The 15,279-nt window shown below is 74.3% G+C and carries 10 protein-coding genes; 5 read left to right on the top strand and 5 right to left on the bottom strand.

Going from position 1 to position 15,279, the window contains the following annotated elements; translation table 11 throughout:
* Positions 1–58 precede the first annotated feature (58 nt).
* Positions 59–4,960: an SCO7613 C-terminal domain-containing membrane protein gene (locus ACIP9D_RS09525; protein WP_350867197.1), complete on the bottom strand. Its 4,902-nt coding sequence runs from the start codon at positions 4,958–4,960 to the stop codon at positions 59–61.
* Between the two features lie 162 nt (positions 4,961–5,122).
* Positions 5,123–6,550 (bottom strand): UDP-glucose/GDP-mannose dehydrogenase family protein, encoded by a 1,428-nt coding sequence (locus ACIP9D_RS09530; protein ID WP_350867194.1) that lies wholly within the window; start codon positions 6,548–6,550, stop codon positions 5,123–5,125.
* Between the two features lie 248 nt (positions 6,551–6,798).
* Here ACIP9D_RS09530 and ACIP9D_RS09535 point away from each other — a divergent pair, with 248 nt between their 5' ends.
* Positions 6,799–7,959, top strand: coding sequence for an acyl-CoA dehydrogenase family protein (locus ACIP9D_RS09535; RefSeq protein ID WP_350867193.1), 1,161 nt, complete (start codon positions 6,799–6,801; stop codon positions 7,957–7,959).
* A 45-nt stretch (positions 7,960–8,004) separates the two neighbouring features.
* On the opposite strand, the gene ACIP9D_RS09540 is transcribed toward ACIP9D_RS09535, so the two are convergent.
* Positions 8,005–8,667: a hypothetical protein gene (locus ACIP9D_RS09540; RefSeq protein ID WP_350867191.1), complete on the bottom strand. Its 663-nt coding sequence runs from the start codon at positions 8,665–8,667 to the stop codon at positions 8,005–8,007.
* A 23-nt stretch (positions 8,668–8,690) separates the two neighbouring features.
* Between ACIP9D_RS09540 and ACIP9D_RS09545 the strand changes: the two genes are divergently transcribed.
* Positions 8,691–9,209, top strand: coding sequence for a hotdog domain-containing protein (locus ACIP9D_RS09545; RefSeq protein ID WP_350867188.1), 519 nt, complete (start codon positions 8,691–8,693; stop codon positions 9,207–9,209).
* 153 nt (positions 9,210–9,362) lie between these two features.
* Complete coding sequence (locus ACIP9D_RS09550) at positions 9,363–11,348, top strand: acetoacetate--CoA ligase (RefSeq protein WP_350867185.1); 1,986 nt, start codon at positions 9,363–9,365, stop codon at positions 11,346–11,348.
* 183 nt (positions 11,349–11,531) lie between these two features.
* Here ACIP9D_RS09550 and ACIP9D_RS09555 read toward each other — a convergent pair whose 3' ends face one another.
* Positions 11,532–12,218, bottom strand: coding sequence for a TIGR03089 family protein (locus tag ACIP9D_RS09555; RefSeq protein ID WP_350867183.1), 687 nt, complete (start codon positions 12,216–12,218; stop codon positions 11,532–11,534).
* Between the two features lie 155 nt (positions 12,219–12,373).
* Between ACIP9D_RS09555 and ACIP9D_RS09560 the strand changes: the two genes are divergently transcribed.
* Both ACIP9D_RS09560 and ACIP9D_RS09565 read left to right on the top strand, forming a co-directional pair.
* Positions 12,374–13,519 (top strand): glycosyltransferase family 1 protein, encoded by a 1,146-nt coding sequence (locus ACIP9D_RS09560; protein WP_350867180.1) that lies wholly within the window; start codon positions 12,374–12,376, stop codon positions 13,517–13,519.
* A gap of 61 nt (positions 13,520–13,580) precedes the next feature.
* Positions 13,581–14,669 carry a sugar phosphate nucleotidyltransferase gene (locus tag ACIP9D_RS09565; RefSeq protein WP_350867177.1) on the top strand — a complete coding sequence of 363 codons (1,089 nt, stop codon included), beginning with the start codon at positions 13,581–13,583 and terminating at the stop codon, positions 14,667–14,669.
* Here the strand turns inward: ACIP9D_RS09565 and ACIP9D_RS09570 are convergent.
* Positions 14,638–15,240, bottom strand: coding sequence for an NUDIX hydrolase (locus ACIP9D_RS09570; RefSeq protein WP_350867174.1), 603 nt, complete (start codon positions 15,238–15,240; stop codon positions 14,638–14,640). The two genes, ACIP9D_RS09565 and ACIP9D_RS09570, sit on opposite strands and share 32 nt — an antisense overlap.
* Positions 15,241–15,279: the final 39 nt, after the last annotated feature.

A 15,279-nucleotide genomic window follows, 5' to 3' on the forward strand; every position in this document is an offset into this window, starting at 1 on the left:
ATGCAGGAACCCGGCATGCTCTGCCCCCGCCCGACGCTGCCCGCCGTGACCCTCCGATTCATCGCATGCCCCGCAGCGCGGTCTGCAGGCGCTCCTGGGCGCGGCGGCGGCGCTCGTTGCTCGCGCCGAGGATCAGCAGCAGAATGCCGACCGGGATCAGCGCCAGCCACGGTCCGAAGGCGAACAGGGCGTGGATGGCGGTGATCGCGGTGACCGTGGCCCCGACGATCACCGGCGCCTGCTGCCGGCTCGACGAGCCGAAGACGAGCACGGCGACCCCGCCGAGCAGCAGCAGCACCTGCCGTAGGGTGCTGGACTCGCTGGCCAGCACGATCGCCAGGGTCGGCAGGAAGGCGGCGACCAGCGCCGGACCGTACGCCACCCAACTGCTCATGTCCGGCCGGTGACGCAGCTCCAGCACGCCGACCAGCAGGGCCAGCGCGGCGAACGGCAGGGTGTACGCCTCGGGCAGCGCCACGTCGGCGACCCGCATCAGGATCCACCAGGCGGTGATCTCGCAGACCACCACGGACCAGAAGAGGATCCGCCGCTCCACCGGGCGACGACCCGGCCGGGCCGCGGCGATGCCCAGCACGGCGCCCCAGGCGGCCAGCAGGGCGGCGATGTGCCGGGGTGAGTCGAAGGCGAGCGCCAGCGCGATCAGCGCGGCGGCGTATCCGCTCCACTCCACGGTCGCGGCCTCGCGCTGGGCCTCCGGACGGCGGAGTCGGGGCAGCGTCGCGGCGAAGACCTGCAACGCCGCGCCGACCGCGAGCACCCCGAAGGCGGACCAGACCGCCGCCAGCCCGGCGACCAGGCCGGCGGTGAGCACGAAGAGCTGCGCCATCAGCGAGGCGAAGAGCCAGCCCAGGATGCGGGCCCGCTGGGTGGTGCCGAAGAACGCCGCCACCGCGCCCACGCCGACCGCGCCGCCGAGGGTGAAGAGGGTCAACTCCCGGGTGGCCAGGCTGCCGGCGAGTCCGGCGCCCCCGGCGGCCAGACCGATGGCGAAGACCAGGACCCGGGCCAGCCGCAGTGACCGGGCCGGTTCGACCAGCGGGGGCGGCGGGGTCAGCGCCAGTCCCAGCATCGAGATGGTGAAGACCGAGAGCGCGGCGAGCACGCTGGCCGGCCAGCCACTGCCCAACGCGATCGGGGTGATCAGCAGGGTGACCGCCGCGCCGGGCAGCACCACGGGCACCGCCCGGGAGCGCCGCCCGCCGCTGAAGCCGGTGGCGGCCAGCGCCGCGGTCACGGTCAGCAGCAGCGCGGTCAGCACGTGGGTCGGGTCGACCGCGCCGGGCGGCGGGGTGAGCAGCTCCGGAGGTGGCCCCTGCCAGATCCGGGCCAGCGTCCGATGCGGTTCGACCAGCGCGACCTCCAGGGCCTGCGCGATCGAGGCGAGCGCCAGGGCGGTCGGCAGCGCCGCCGCGGCCAGCGCCCCGGCAGCCGGGCTGACCCGCCAGCGGCGCCGCTCCGGGTCGTCCGGCAGCCGGCGCAACGCCCCGTTGAGCAGCACCGACCAGCGCCGCACCGGCTGGGCCGACCCGGCCGGCGGGACGGTCGCCCCGCGGACCAGCTCGGCCAGCACGCCGAGCAGGGCCGCGGCGGCCGCGTAGACGCCGACGGCGAGGCCGGTGGGGAAGGCGGCCAGCGCGCTGACCGTGGCGCCGCCGGCCACCGCCACGCTGGCCCACGGCAGATACTGCGGCACGTGCCGGCGGACCGCGGCCACCGCGGCCAACCCGAGGCTGGACGCGGCGAGCGCGCCGGTCAGGACCACCTGCGCCGAGTGGCCGAACTCGGCGGCGAGCGCGGCGACCGCACCGGGGAGGGCGAGCAGCGCGGCCCCGGCCGCGGCCCCGCCGATCTGCACCAGGTGCGGCGGCATGCCCTCGGTCTCGATCTCCTCCACCAGCGGCTCGGCGAGGTTGCGGGCGAGCGCGGCCACCACCACGCCGATAAGCGCGATGCTGCCCAGCGCCAGCGCGGTCGTCCACGGCCGGACCAGGCCGGCCCCGGCCGCGTGCAAAGCGACCACCCCGGCGACCGTGGCCCGGGACAGTGCGGCCCGCGGGTCGATCGCGGCCACCGCGGCCATCCCGAAGACGGTGGCGACCATGCCGCCGACCAGGACCGGTGACCACCAGGGCAGCTCGAACGCGGCCGGTGCCCCGATGGTGGCGAGCACCACGGCCGCGCCGGAGACGTCGTAGCGCCACGGAGGCGGCAGCAGGATCCCGGCGGCGACCGCGAGCAGTGCCAGGGCGATCGGCGCCTGCCAGGTCGAGCCGCCGGTGGGCGCCGCCGGCCAGCCGGTGAGGTCACCGGCCCAGATCGGGCCGGGGGTGGCCAGCACGCCGACCCCGCCACGCAGCGCGGTCCAGCCCGCGAGCAGGCCGATCAGCAGGCCACCCACGGCGAGGCCGAGGATCGGCCCGCGTCGCCACTCCTCCGGCATGGCGCGGGCCGCCACGGCCACGACCAGCACCAGCCCGGCGGCGACCGCCAACTGCCCGCCCGGCGCGAGCACGGTGGCGATCCGCAGCAGCGTGGCGATCAGCGCGGCGGTCACCGCGGCGGCGGCGAGATCCGAGCCGTCCAGGGTGAGGTCCGAGCGGCGGCCGGCGTCGATCGACGGGGCCAGGAAGAGCAGCACCGCGGCAACCAGCAGCAGCGCGGCGACCCAGGCGTCGGCCACGGTCGCCCCGGGGGCGCCGAACGCGGCGGCGGTCACCACCAGCGCGCCGAGCCCGGTGCCGACCGCCAGCGGCGCCGGGATGTGCCGCTGGGAGACCTGCACGATCGCGGCGTAGCCGAGCGTCACGCAGACCGCCAGGAAGGCGGCGGCCAGCACCGGAATGGTCACCTCGCGCAGGCTCGCCGGGGTGGGCGTCGAGTCGGTGGGCACCGTCGCGGCGACGAACGCGGCCACCGCCCCGGGCAGCGCGAACGCGGCGCCACCGGCGGCCCAGGCGGAGACGACGTCGGCCGACGCCGGGGCGATCCGGACCCGGGGCGCAACCGCCACCAGGACCCCGGCCGCGAAGAGCACCAGCAGGACGGCGGCGGTGAGCGCCGGCCGGGCCAGCCCCGCGCCCGCGCCGAACAGGCCCACCCCTGCCGCGCCGATCGCGTGCGCCAGGGCGGCCCGGGTGGTCCGGGCGGAGAGACCGGCCACCCCGATGCCGACCGCGGCCAGCACCATCGGCCACGGCGCCACCGCCCAGCCGAGATTGAACGAGGCCGGTACGGCCAGCGCGGTCAACGCCGCCCCGGCCACCGCGAACTCGCGGCGGATGTCCGGCGGCAGGGCCAGCACCGCCGCGACGGTGAGCAGGAAGGCGCTCGCGGCGAGCTGCCAGGCGGCCGGACCCACCGCGGCGGCCAGTTCGGCGGGGTAGCGGTCGAGGTCACTCGCCCAGGCGGGCAGCGCGGCCCGCACCGGGGCGACGCCGGCGCGCAGCGCGCCCCCGGCGACGACAAGCCCGCTCACCGTCAGCGCCACCGCCGACGCGAGCTGCGGCCCGCGCCGGGCGGCCTCCGGGACGGCCCGGACGGCGAGCCCGGTGACCGCGATGACCGCGGCGATGAGCAGCAGCGCCCGCCCGGGCAACGCCACCGAGGCGATGCGGCTCAGCGCGCCGATGACGGCCAGGGTCAGGATGCCGGCGCCGACGTCGGGCAGCGGCGGGCGGCGCAGCGCCAGCGTGCCGGCCAGCGCGACGGCGGCCGCGAGCAGCAGCACCAGTCCCGCGCCGGTGGCGGTCGGCACCGTGCTCGCCCGGAGCAGGGCGGTCACCGCGTACGCCAGGGCGACCGCGACCGCGATCCCGTGCAGCAGCCAGGTCAGCTCGCGCAGCCCGGGGACCGGACGCGCGGGCTGGTCGGCCGGGGTCGGCGCCACCGGCGCGACCACCTCGGCGTCCTCCTCCGGCGCGCCCTCGGGGCGGCTGTCGGCGCTCCGTTGCCGGGGCGCGGCCCCGGGGGTGGTGGCCGCCGGCGGCTCGGAAAGGTCTCGGCGGACGGGCCGCTCGATCACCACGCCGGAGCGCACCAGCCAGAGGTCGAGCAGGGCGACCACGGTCAGCGCCAGGGCCCAGCCGCCGGGCCCGGTGATCCGGTCGTACGCCAGCAGCGGCACCACCGGCTGCGCGGCGAGCACGGTGGCGAACCGCGGAGTCCGTAGCCCTGTCCAGCCGGCGTAGCCGACCGACACCGCGGCGGTGGCCGCGAAGATCACGCCGGTGAAGACCGCGCCCGAGGCGCCGCCGTTGCCGATCCGGTCCACCGCCCAGAGCGCGTACCCGGCGAGCGGCACCAGCAGCAGGCCGACCGCGGCGATCGTCTCGGCGGTGGAGGTCAGTCCGCGCCGGGCCAGCACCGGCGGGGCGAGCAGCAGCAGCACCGTCGCGACGACCAGGATGGCGAGCCGGGCCAGCGCGTCCATCGAACTGGTGGCCACCGCGGCGAAGACCACCGCGGCCACGCCGAGCAGCAGCGCGCCCAGCCCGAGCGGAATGTTCTGCACCTCCCGGGAGGACGCCTCCGGCGGGTGCTCGGGATCGTCCGCGTCCAGCCAGGTGGGGGGCGGCGGGGGCGGCTCGCCCGGCCCGGGCGGGGTGCCCTGCCGGGGCACCCGGGGCGGGGCGCCGGTGGCGGCGGTGGGTGGGCGGCGACCGGGCCGCTTACGCAGCACCCGGCGCGGCCGGGTGGCCTGCTTCACCCGCTCCTCGCCGGCGTGCGAGAGGATGTCCCGCTGGAAGAGCGCGGCCTGCATCTTGGCGGCGATCTGCCGCTGTTCACGGGCGATGGCGGCGTCGCGCGCCTTCATCTCCGCGATGGACCGCTCGATGTCCGCCAGATGTTCTACCCACTGTGGCTGTTCGGCGCCGCAGTGCGGGCAGCGGACGGCCGGCTTGATCTCCCGACCGCACGAGGAGCACTGAAAGGTCGCCACGACACCCCTCCGCCCGCACTGTGGACTCCCACTGTCGCAGCATGCCCAAAGCTGGCGCGATTTTCGACAGTTGTCGGCGGGTCCGGGACAAACGAGTCCGGGGGCACACAGGAAACGGCCGGCCGCGGAGCAGTTCCGCGACCGGCCGTCGTGACGTGTGGGTCAGGGGCGGCCCATGCCCCGGTACTCCCAGCCGGCCTGCGTCCACAGTGCCGGGTCGAGGCAGTTGCGCCCGTCGACCACCTTGCGGCCGGCCACCAGCTCGCCGAGGGCGACCGGGTCGGCGTTGCGGAAGTCGGCCCACTCGGTGAGCACGCAGACCAGGTCGGCCCCGGTGGCCGCGTCGGCCATGCTGGTCTCGTAGGTCAGCTCGGGCATCGCGCGGCGGGCGTTGTCGGTGCCCTGCGGGTCGAAGACGTGCACGTCCGCGCCGGCCTTGTGCAGCAGCGCGGCGACCGAGAGCGCCGGTGCGTCGCGTACGTCGTCGGTGTTGGGCTTGAAGGTGGCGCCGAGCACGGCGACCCGGGTGCCGGAGAGGTCCGGCCCGGCCGGGCCGGAGCGGCGCCCGAGCAGCTCGGCGGCGAGCTGGAGCACCCGGGTGCGGCGGCGCTGGTTGATCAGGTCGACCTCGTGCAGGAACCGCAGCGCCTCGCCGGCGCCCAGCTCCTGGGCCCGGGCCTGGAAGGCGCGGATGTCCTTGGGCAGGCAGGCGCCGCCGAAGCCGAGGCCGGCCTGGAGGAACCGGTTGCCGATGCGCGGGTCGTAGCCGATCGCCCGGGCGAGCTGGGTGACGTCGCCGCCGGCGACCTCGCAGACCTCGGCCATCGCGTTGATGAAGGAGATCTTGGTGGCCAGGAACGCGTTCGCGGCGACCTTGACCAGCTCGGCGGTGGCGAAGTCGGTGACCACCAGGGGCACCTCGCGGTCCTCGGTGGCGGCCAGGTCGAAGACGCCCTTGTGCGCGGCGTAGAGCATGCCGTTGGCCCACTCGCTCTTCACGCCGACCACGATCCGGTTGGGCCGCAGCACGTCGTCGACCGCGAAGCCCTCCTGGAGGAACTCGGGGCTCCAGGCCACCTCGACGCCGAGGTCGGCCGGGGTGTGCTTGCCGACCAGCTGCTCCACCCACTCGGCGGTGCCGACCGGCACGGTGGACTTGCCGACGATCAGCGCCTTGCGGGTCAGGTGCTGCGCCAGGCTGGTCACCGACGCCTCGACGTACGACAGGTCGGCGCCCATGCCGTCGGCGCGCTGCGGGGTGCCGACGCAGATGAAGTGCACGTCACCGAACTCGGCGGTCTCGGCGATGTCGGTGCTGAACCGCAGCCGGCCGGCGGCGATGTTGCGCTTGAGCAGCTCGTCCAGCCCGGGCTCGTGGATCGGCACCTGACCGGCGTTGAGCATCGCGATCTTGTCGGCGTCGACGTCGAAGCCGAGCACGTCGTAGCCCAGTTCCGCATAGCAGATGGCGTACGTCGCACCGAGGTAGCCGGTGCCCAGGAAGGTCACCCGCGGCCGAGCGGCGCCCGAGGGGGGCGAGACCGCCGCGATGGCGGGCACCGGCTGGCTGTTGGGGTACGGGATCGTCACGCCTGTCTTCTCCGCTCGCACTGGGCGGCGCACCGTCGCGTCGCGCTCTGCTGTGGCGCCGAACCGGGCACCGGAGGGGTGATGCTGGTCTTTCCTATGCTCGCCGGGCGACGTCGGCGCTCATCAAGCACGAGCGTACGCCGCGGTAACTTGTACCTGAACCTTGGTCGCTATCCTTCAGTCTGCGCGGTCGGCGGTCAGCGGACTGCACAGACTGCGCATGATAGCGGTGAAGGGGAGGGGCCGGCATGGCCGCAGAGGAGTCGTTCGACGTCTACCGGTTGCCCGAGGAGCACGAGGCGATCCGGGAAGCGGTCCGTGAGGTGTGTACGGCGAAGGTGGCCCCGAACGCCGCCGAGGCCGACGAGACCGGCGAGTTCCCGAAGGCGTCCTACGAGGCGCTGCGCGCGGCGGACTTCCACGCCCCGCACATCCCGGTCGAATACGGCGGCGCCGGCGCGGACGCCCTCGCCACCGCCATCGTGATCGAGGAGGTCGCGCGGGCCTGCGCCTCGTCCTCGCTGATCCCGGCGGTCAACAAGCTCGGCACCATGCCGCTGCTGCTGGCCGGCTCCGAGGAGCTCAAGCGCCGCTACCTCACGCCGGTCGCCGCGGGCGAGGCGATGTTCTCCTACTGCCTCTCCGAGCCGGAGGCCGGCAGCGACGCCGCGTCGATGACCACCCGCGCGGTGCGTGACGGGGATCACTGGATCCTCAACGGTGTGAAGCGGTGGATCACCAACGCCGGGGTGTCCGAGTTCTACACCGTCTTCGCCGTCACCGACCCGTCCGCCCGGTCCCGGGGAATCTCCGCGTTCGTGGTCGAGAAGTCGGACCCGGGGGTGAGCTTCGGCGCGCCGGAGAAGAAGCTCGGCATCAAGGGCTCACCGACCCGCGAGGTCTACCTGGACAACGTCCGGATCCCGGCGGACCGGATGATCGGCGCCGAGGGGACCGGCTTCGGCACCGCCATGCGCACCCTCGACCACACCCGGGTCACCATCGCCGCCCAGGCGGTCGGCATCGCCCAGGGCGCGCTCGACTACGCCAAGGGCTACGTGCGCGAGCGCAAGCAGTTCGGCAAGGCGGTCGCCGAGTTCCAGGGCGTGCAGTTCATGCTCGCGGACATGGGCATGAAGCTGGAGGCGGCCCGGCAGTTGACGTACGCGGCGGCCGGGAAGTCCGAGCGCGGCGACGCCGACCTGACCTACTTCGGCGCGGCGGCCAAGTGCTTCGCCTCCGACGCGGCCATGGAAATCACCACCGACGCGGTGCAGCTGCTCGGCGGCTACGGCTACACCCGGGACTACCCGGTCGAGCGGATGATGCGCGACGCCAAGATCACTCAGATCTACGAGGGCACCAACCAGGTGCAGCGGATCGTGATGGCCCGCCAGCTGCTCGGCTGAGCGGCTGGTCGGGGGCGGGCCGGGGATGCCGGCCCGCCCACGGTCTCAACGGATGCCGGTGCTGTCCTCGGGCCGGTTGGTGGAGCGGGGCGGCGCCGACCAGGGCGACTCGCCGCCGGTGCGCCGGGGCAGCGGCTCGGTCGGCGTCGACGAATCCGGGTATCCCAGGGTGAGCGGGGCGGTGTCCCGGTCCGTCGAGTCGGCCGGCGGCCAGTCGGTGAGAGTGAAGTCCCGCGTCGGCGTGTCGGACGCCGCCGGAACGGGGGCCGCCTCGACCGCCGGGTGCGGCCAGCGACGCCAGCGCTGCACGCTGAATGTGGCCATGAGCAGCAGCAGGCCGATCAGGAAGAGCGTTCCGTTCTCCACCGGCAGCTGCAGTGGGAGCGGATCGCCGAACACCTTCCAGCCGTCCGGGATCTGATCGCGCACCTGAAACGGCGCGACGAACATCCCGATGTACGGGGTGACCAGCAGCAACCCGGCCGTCAACGTGCCGGCCGGCGAGATCCGCAGCGTGCCGAGCAGGCCCAGCAGGACACCACCGACACCGAGGTAGACGGCCGGCTCGATCAGGTTGGCGGTGTTGAACGTTCCGATCTCCACCCAACGGTCGACGGTTCGGCTCGACCCGTCCTGTCCGAGCGTGACCAGCACCCACGTGACGGGTGCCACCACCAACCCGGCGAGGAAGCTCCAGAGATGACGCATTCGCGCACCGTACCGTTTTCGACATGACCGAGCACCCCTCCACCGCACCGTCGGGCAAGCCGACGTCCTACTCCCGAGTCACGTTGAGCCGGATCATGACGGCCGTGGACGTCAACCTCTACGGCACCGTGCACGGCGGCGTGCTGATGAAGTTCGTCGACGACGTGGCCGGGGCCGCCGCCGCCCGGCACAGCGGCGGCACGGCGGTGACCGCCGCGATCGACGAGATCGTCTTCTCCGAGCCGGTCCGGGTCGGCGATCTGGTGCACGCGCACGCCCAGGTGAACTGGAGCGGGCAGACCTCGATGGAGGTCGGCGTCCGGGTGGTCGCCGAGCGGTGGGACTCGGCCGAGGACGAGCCGGTGCGGGTGGCCACCGCGTACCTGGTCTTCGTCGGGGTGGACGTGAGCGGCGCGCCACGGGCCGTCCGGCCGGTGCTGCCGGAGACCCCGGAGGACGAGCGCCGGTTCCGGGAGGCGGAGATCCGCCGGGCGCACCGGCTCGCCCGCCGCCGGGCGATCCAGGCCCACCGGGCCGGCTGAGGGACCGGCGCCCACACAGGGTGGCTGGTGGGGGTGTGGGCCGGGCACGCGTCGGCGGCGGCACCCGGTGCGCAGAATGGCGCTCTGAGGTAGGGCAAGATGGCGCCACGGCCCATTCACAGTGTCGTGTCAGGGCCAGGGGAGGGTGGAGCAGTGGGTGACGTGCTGTGGACGCCGCCGGCGGACGTACGCGAGCGGTCCCGGATCGGGAACTACCTGCGCTGGCTGCGGGAGCACCGCGGCCTGGACTTCGCCGACTACGACGCGCTGTGGCGCTGGTCGGTCACCGACCTCGAGGCCTTCTGGAGCTCGATCTGGGAGCACTTCGAGGTGGTCGCGCACACCCCGCCGACCGCGACGCTGGTCGACCGTGGCATGCCGGGGGCGCGCTGGTTCCCCGGCGCCACGCTCAACTACGCCGAGAACGTGCTGCGGATGCCGGGCCGGGGCGACGACGAGCCGGTGGTGATCGCGTACGGGCAGACCCGCCCGCCGGTCACCCTCACCGCGGCCGAGCTGCGCGAGCAGGTCCGCCGGGTGGCCGCCGGTCTGCGCCGGCTCGGCGTCACCGCCGGCGACCGGGTGGCGGCGTACGCGCCGAACATCCCGGAGACCTACGTGCTGCTGCTCGCCACCAGCAGCCTCGGTGCGATCTTTTCCTCCTGCGCGCCCGAGTTCGGCACCCGCAGCGTCACCGACCGCTGGCAGCAGATCGAGCCGAAGGTGCTGGTCGCCGTCGACGGCTACCGGTACGGCGAGAAGGCGGTGGACCGGCGGGCCGAGGTGGCCGCCATCCGGGCCGCCCTGCCGTCGCTGCAGCACACCGTCGGCATCGGCTACCTCGACCCCGCCGCCGAGCCGACGGGGGCGATCTCCTGGGCCGAGCTGGCCGCGGCGACCGACGAGCCGCTCACCTTCACCCCGGTCGCCTTCGACCATCCGCTCTACGTGCTCTACTCCTCGGGCACCACCGGGCTGCCCAAGCCGATCGTGCACGGGCACGGGGGCATCCTGCTGGAGCACCTGAAGATGCTCGCGCTGCACCACGACCTGGGCCCGGCCGACCGGTTCTTCTGGTTCACCACCACCGGCTGGATGATGTGGAACTTCCTGGTCTCCGGGCCGGCAGTGGGCGCGGCGATCGTGCTCTTCGACGGCAACCCGGGCCACCCGGACCTGGGCGCGCTCTGGCGACTGGCCGAGGAGAGCGGCACCACCTACTTCGGCACGTCCGCGCCGTACCTGCTGGCCTGCCGCAAGGCCGGGCTGGTGCCCGCGGAGATCGCCGACCTCGGCGCGCTGCGCGGCCTCGGCTCGACCGGCGCCCCGCTGCCCGTCGAGGGCTTCACCTGGGTGTACGAGACGGTCGGTGACCAGCTCCAGCTCCAGTCCCTCTCCGGCGGCACGGACGTCTGCACCGGCTTCGTCGGCGGGGTTCCGCTGCTGCCGGTGCATGCCGGTGAGATCACCTGCCGGGCGCTCGGCGCCAAGGTCGAGGCCCGCTCCGCCGACGGCACCCCGGTCATCGGCGAGCTGGGCGAGCTGGTGATCACCGAGCCGATGCCGAGCATGCCGGTGGGCTTCTGGAACGACCCGGACGGCGCGCGCTACCGGGAGGCGTATTTCGAGGTCTATCCGGGAGTCTGGCGGCACGGCGACTGGATCACGATCAACGAGCGCGGTGGCTGTGTGATCACCGGACGCTCAGACGCGACCCTCAACCGGGGCGGCGTACGGCTGGGCACCGCCGAGTTCTACTCCGTGGTGGAGGGGATGGACGAGGTCGTCGACTCGGTCGTCGTGCACCTGGAGGACGACGAGGGCGGTGCCGGCGAGCTGCTGCTCTTCGTGGTGCTCGCCGAGGGGCTGGAGCTGGACGACGCGCTCCGCGGCAGGATCTGCCGTGAGCTGCGGACCGCGCTCTCGCCCCGGCACGTGCCCGACGAGATCCACCAGGTCCGTGCGGTGCCGCGCACCCTGTCGGCGAAGAAGCTCGAGGTCCCGGTCAAGAAGATCCTCACCGGCACCCCGGTCGACCGCGCCGCCGCCAAGGGCGCCCTGGCCAACCCCGAGTCGCTGACCGCCTTCGCCCAACTCGCCCAACGCCGCGCCCCGCACCACCCCACCCCCGCCTCCTGACCGGCCCACACCAGCCCCCCGACCCCCCGCCGCCCACCGCCCGCTGGCCGCCGTCGATCATGCAGTTGTGGTGCCTCACACAAGGTGCGAAGCGGCGCGAACCGCCCACCACAACTCCATGATCGACGGGGCGGGGGTGGGGGGCGGGGGCGGGGGGCGGGGGGGCGGGGGGTGGGACTGGGGTTAGGGCAGGGTGCGGGTGACTTTTTCTGTGGTCTCGCGGGTGGGGAGGCGGGACGGGTCGAGGTTGCCGCAGAGGACGAGGCTGGCGCCGACGCTGAGCGGGGCGAGCAGCCAGTCCACCGGGTCGGGGTGGCGGGCCGCGTCGACCAGGACCCGGTCCCCGGCGGTGAGGCCGAACTCCGTCGCCCGGGTGGCCGCCCGGGCCAGCAGGTCGGCGTCGCCCGAACCGACCGCGTACGGAGTGAAGTGGTCGCCGTGGCCGCGTACCTGCACCACGAAGTCGGCGAAGCCGGACGGCACCTCGCGCAGCGGCATGGCGAACGGGGCCAACGCGAACGCGTACCGCTCGCCCGCCGGCCAGGCCTGTGCCTCGTCCACCCGGTCGGCGGCGGCGAAGAGCACGTCGACGGGGCCGGGCGCCGCGGCCACCGTGAGCCCGGCCGACCAGCAGCCCAGCAGCACCGCGGCGGTCTGCCAGTGCGGCGGCAGGAGCACCCCGGCGGTGTCGTCGGGCCCGAGGGCGACCTCGTCGACGAGCAGGTTGGCCGTCTTGGCCACCCAGTTCGCCAGCGTGGCGCCGGAAAGTTCGGTGCGTTCGCCGGTGGCGTCGTCGTACCAGGTGAGCAACGGTCGCGTGGGGTCGGGCGCCACCGCGTCGGCGAGCGCCCGGGCAATGTTCTCGGCCATCGGCGCGAACGATACGCGCTCGCGGGCCGTACTCGATGACGATGACAAGTCGGCGTACCGTCGGGTCGCAGTCAGCGTCCGGGGCGGGCTCCGGCGTAGGCTTATCCCCCGGAGTGTTGTTCCCCACAGATCCATCAGCATCAAGGAGTCGCCCCGTGACCGCCGGTCGCCCGCCCCGCGTGCTCATCGACGCCACGAGCGTCCCCGCCGACCGCGGCGGCGTCGGTAGATACGTTGACGGCCTGCTCGGCGCCCTCGGCAAGGTGTGCGGGTCGGGGGTGGAACTGGCCGTGGTCAGCCTCCGCACCGACCTGGAGCGCTACACCCGGATGCTGCCGGGCGCGGAGATCATCCCCGCCCCCGCGGCCGTGGCGCACCGCCCGGCCCGGCTCGCCTGGGAGCAGACCGGGCTGCCGATGCTCGCCCAACAGGTCGGCGCGCACGTGCTGCACTCGCCGTTCTACACCTGCCCGCTGCGGGCGGGATGTCCGGTCACGGTGACGGTGCACGACGCGACCTTCTTCACCGAGCCGGAGCACTACGACAAGTCCCGGCGCACCTTCTTCCGCAGCGCGATCAAGACGTCGCTGCGCCGCGCCGACCGGGTGATCGTGCCCAGCAAGGCCACCCGCGACGAGCTGATCCGGCTGCTGGACGCCGACCCGACGCGGATCGACGTCGCCTACCACGGGGTCGACCACGCCGCCTTCCACGCCCCGAGCGAGGAGGAGAAGGCCCGGGTGCGTGCCCGGCTGGGGCTCGGCAGCAGCAGCTACATCGCGTTCCTCGGCGCCAAGGAGCCGCGCAAGAACGTACCCAACCTGATCCGTGGCTGGGCCCGCGCCGTCGGCGACCGGCCGGACCCGCCGGCGCTGGTGGTGGCCGGCGGCCAGGGGCACGACGACGACATCGACCGCGCGGTCGCCGAGGTGCCGTCGCACCTGCGGCTGCTGCGCCCGGGCTACCTGCGCTACGCGGATCTGCCCGGTTTCCTCGGTGGCGCGCTGGTCGCCGCCTACCCGTCCTACGGGGAGGGTTTCGGCCTGCCGATCCTGGAGGCGATGGCGTGCGCCGCGCCGGTGCTCACCACGCCCCGGCTCTCGCTGCCCGAAGTGGGCGGTGACGCGGTCGCCTACACCAGCGAGAGCCCGGATCAGATCGCCACCGACCTGACCGCCCTGCTCGACGACGAGCAGCGCCGGTTGACGCTCGCCAAGGCCGGCTTCGACCGGGCCAAGGAGTTCACCTGGGAGTCCAGCGCCGAGGTGCACATCGCGGCGTGGAGTCGGGCCCGGTCCTGATGCCGCGCGCGGCCCGGGCAACCAGCCGCCCGTGCGTGCGACCGTCGGGCATGATGTGCTGATGCTCTACGCCGTCATCCCGGCGGGTGGCAGCGGCACAAGGTTGTGGCCGCTGTCCCGTGCCGGGCACCCCAAATTCCTGCACCCGCTCACCGGGTCGTCCGCCTCGCTGCTTCAGGCGACCGTCGAGCGGTTGGCGTCGCTGACCACAGCGGAGCGGACGCTGGTGGTCACCGGCGCCGCGCACGTGACGGCGGTGGCGCGGCAGCTGACCGGCCTGCCGGAGGAGAACATCCTGGTCGAGCCGTCGCCGCGGGATTCCTGCGCGGCGATCGCGCTGGCCGCCGCGGTGATCGCGCTGCGTGACCCGGACGCGGTGATGGGCTCGTTCGCGGCCGACCACCTGATCGGCGACCCGCAGCGGTGGGCGGAGGTGGTCCGGGAGGCGATGCGCGGCGCCGAGAAGGGGTTGCTGATGACGGTCGGGATCACCCCGACCCGCCCGGAGACCGGCTACGGCTACCTGGAGTGCGGCGAGCTGCTCGGCGACGGCGCGCTGCGCATGGTCGCCGAGTTCAAGGAGAAGCCCGCCGCCGACGTGGCCGAGGCGTACGTGCGCTCCGGCCGGCACCTCTGGAACGCCAGCATGTTCGTCTGGCGGGTGGACGTCTTCCTCGCCGAGCTGGCTCGGCAGCAACCGGCCCTGCACTCCGGCGTCACCGCGATCGCGGCGGCCTGGGGCACCCCGCAGCAGGACGACGTGCTGGGCGCCGTCTGGCCGACGTTGCCGAAGATCTCCGTCGACTACGCGGTGATGGAGGGCGCGGCGACCGCCGGGCGGGTGGCGACGGTGCCCGGCGACTTCGGCTGGAACGACGTCGGTGACTTCCACACCCTCGGCGACGTGCTGCCGGCCGACCCGGCGCGCAACGTGGTGCTCGGCGGCGCGAAACCGGGCGTGCTGCTGCGCGACAGCACCGGCCTGGTGGTGGTGCCGCACTCGGGGCGGCTGGTCGCCGCCATCGGGGTGCACGACCTGATCGTGGTGGACACTCCGGACGCGGTGCTGGTCTGCCCGCGCGACCGGGCCCAGGACGTCAAGGCCGTGGTCGACGAGCTCAAGGAGCGGGGCGAAGAGGGCTACGTCTGAGCGCCGCGCGGGCCGGCGCGACGAGCTGGACGGTCCCGTCGGCCAGCGGCTCGGGCAGCCGGTCCGGCGGGAACCAGCCGAGCGCGGCGGACTCGTCGCTGACCCGCTCCACCGCGCCGGCCGGGGCGACGACGGCGAACCGGACGTCATAATGCAGCGAACCGCCCTGGCAGCCGACCGGGTGGATGTCCACGTCGATCGGTACCGGGTCGATCCGCAGGCCGGCGATCCCGGACTCCTCGGTCGCCTCGCGCAGCGCGGCGCCGGCCAGCGTCCGGTCGCCCGGCTCGCAGTGCCCGCCGAGCTGCACCCAACGGTGCAGCTTGCCGTGCAGGCAGAGCAGCACCCGGGTGCCGGTGGCGTCGAGCACCAGCACGCTGGCGGTGACGTGCCCCGGGCGGTGCTCCCGACTCATCGCCACCGGCCCGGCGGCGAGCAGCGCGAGCGTCCGGTCTCGGGCCACGGCGGCGGCCGGGCTGGTCGGTGTCCAGCCGGCCAGCAGCGTGGTCGCGTCCGCGTGCAGTGCCGCGTACGTGGTGGCCGGAGCGGTGGTGGGCGGGGCTTCGGGCATGCCGACACTGTACGAGCCGGTGCCGCCTACCCTTGCCGG

Origin of the sequence: Micromonospora sp. NPDC093243 (genome assembly GCF_044753725.1) — a bacterium.
In the GTDB taxonomy this organism is placed as follows: domain Bacteria; phylum Actinomycetota; class Actinomycetes; order Mycobacteriales; family Micromonosporaceae; genus Micromonospora.

What these genes read in the sequence shown, in the direction of transcription:
- ACIP9D_RS09535 (WP_350867193.1), top strand. Translation starts at nt 6,799, where the DNA reads ATGGCCGCAGAGGAGTCGTTCGACGTCTACCGGTTGCCCGAGGAGCAC.
- ACIP9D_RS09540 (WP_350867191.1), bottom strand. Translation starts at nt 8,667, where the DNA reads ATGCGTCATCTCTGGAGCTTCCTCGCCGGGTTGGTGGTGGCACCCGTC.
- ACIP9D_RS09545 (WP_350867188.1), top strand. Translation starts at nt 8,691, where the DNA reads ATGACCGAGCACCCCTCCACCGCACCGTCGGGCAAGCCGACGTCCTAC.
- ACIP9D_RS09555 (WP_350867183.1), bottom strand. Translation starts at nt 12,218, where the DNA reads ATGGCCGAGAACATTGCCCGGGCGCTCGCCGACGCGGTGGCGCCCGAC.
- ACIP9D_RS09565 (WP_350867177.1), top strand. Translation starts at nt 13,581, where the DNA reads ATGCTCTACGCCGTCATCCCGGCGGGTGGCAGCGGCACAAGGTTGTGG.
- ACIP9D_RS09570 (WP_350867174.1), bottom strand. Translation starts at nt 15,240, where the DNA reads ATGCCCGAAGCCCCGCCCACCACCGCTCCGGCCACCACGTACGCGGCA.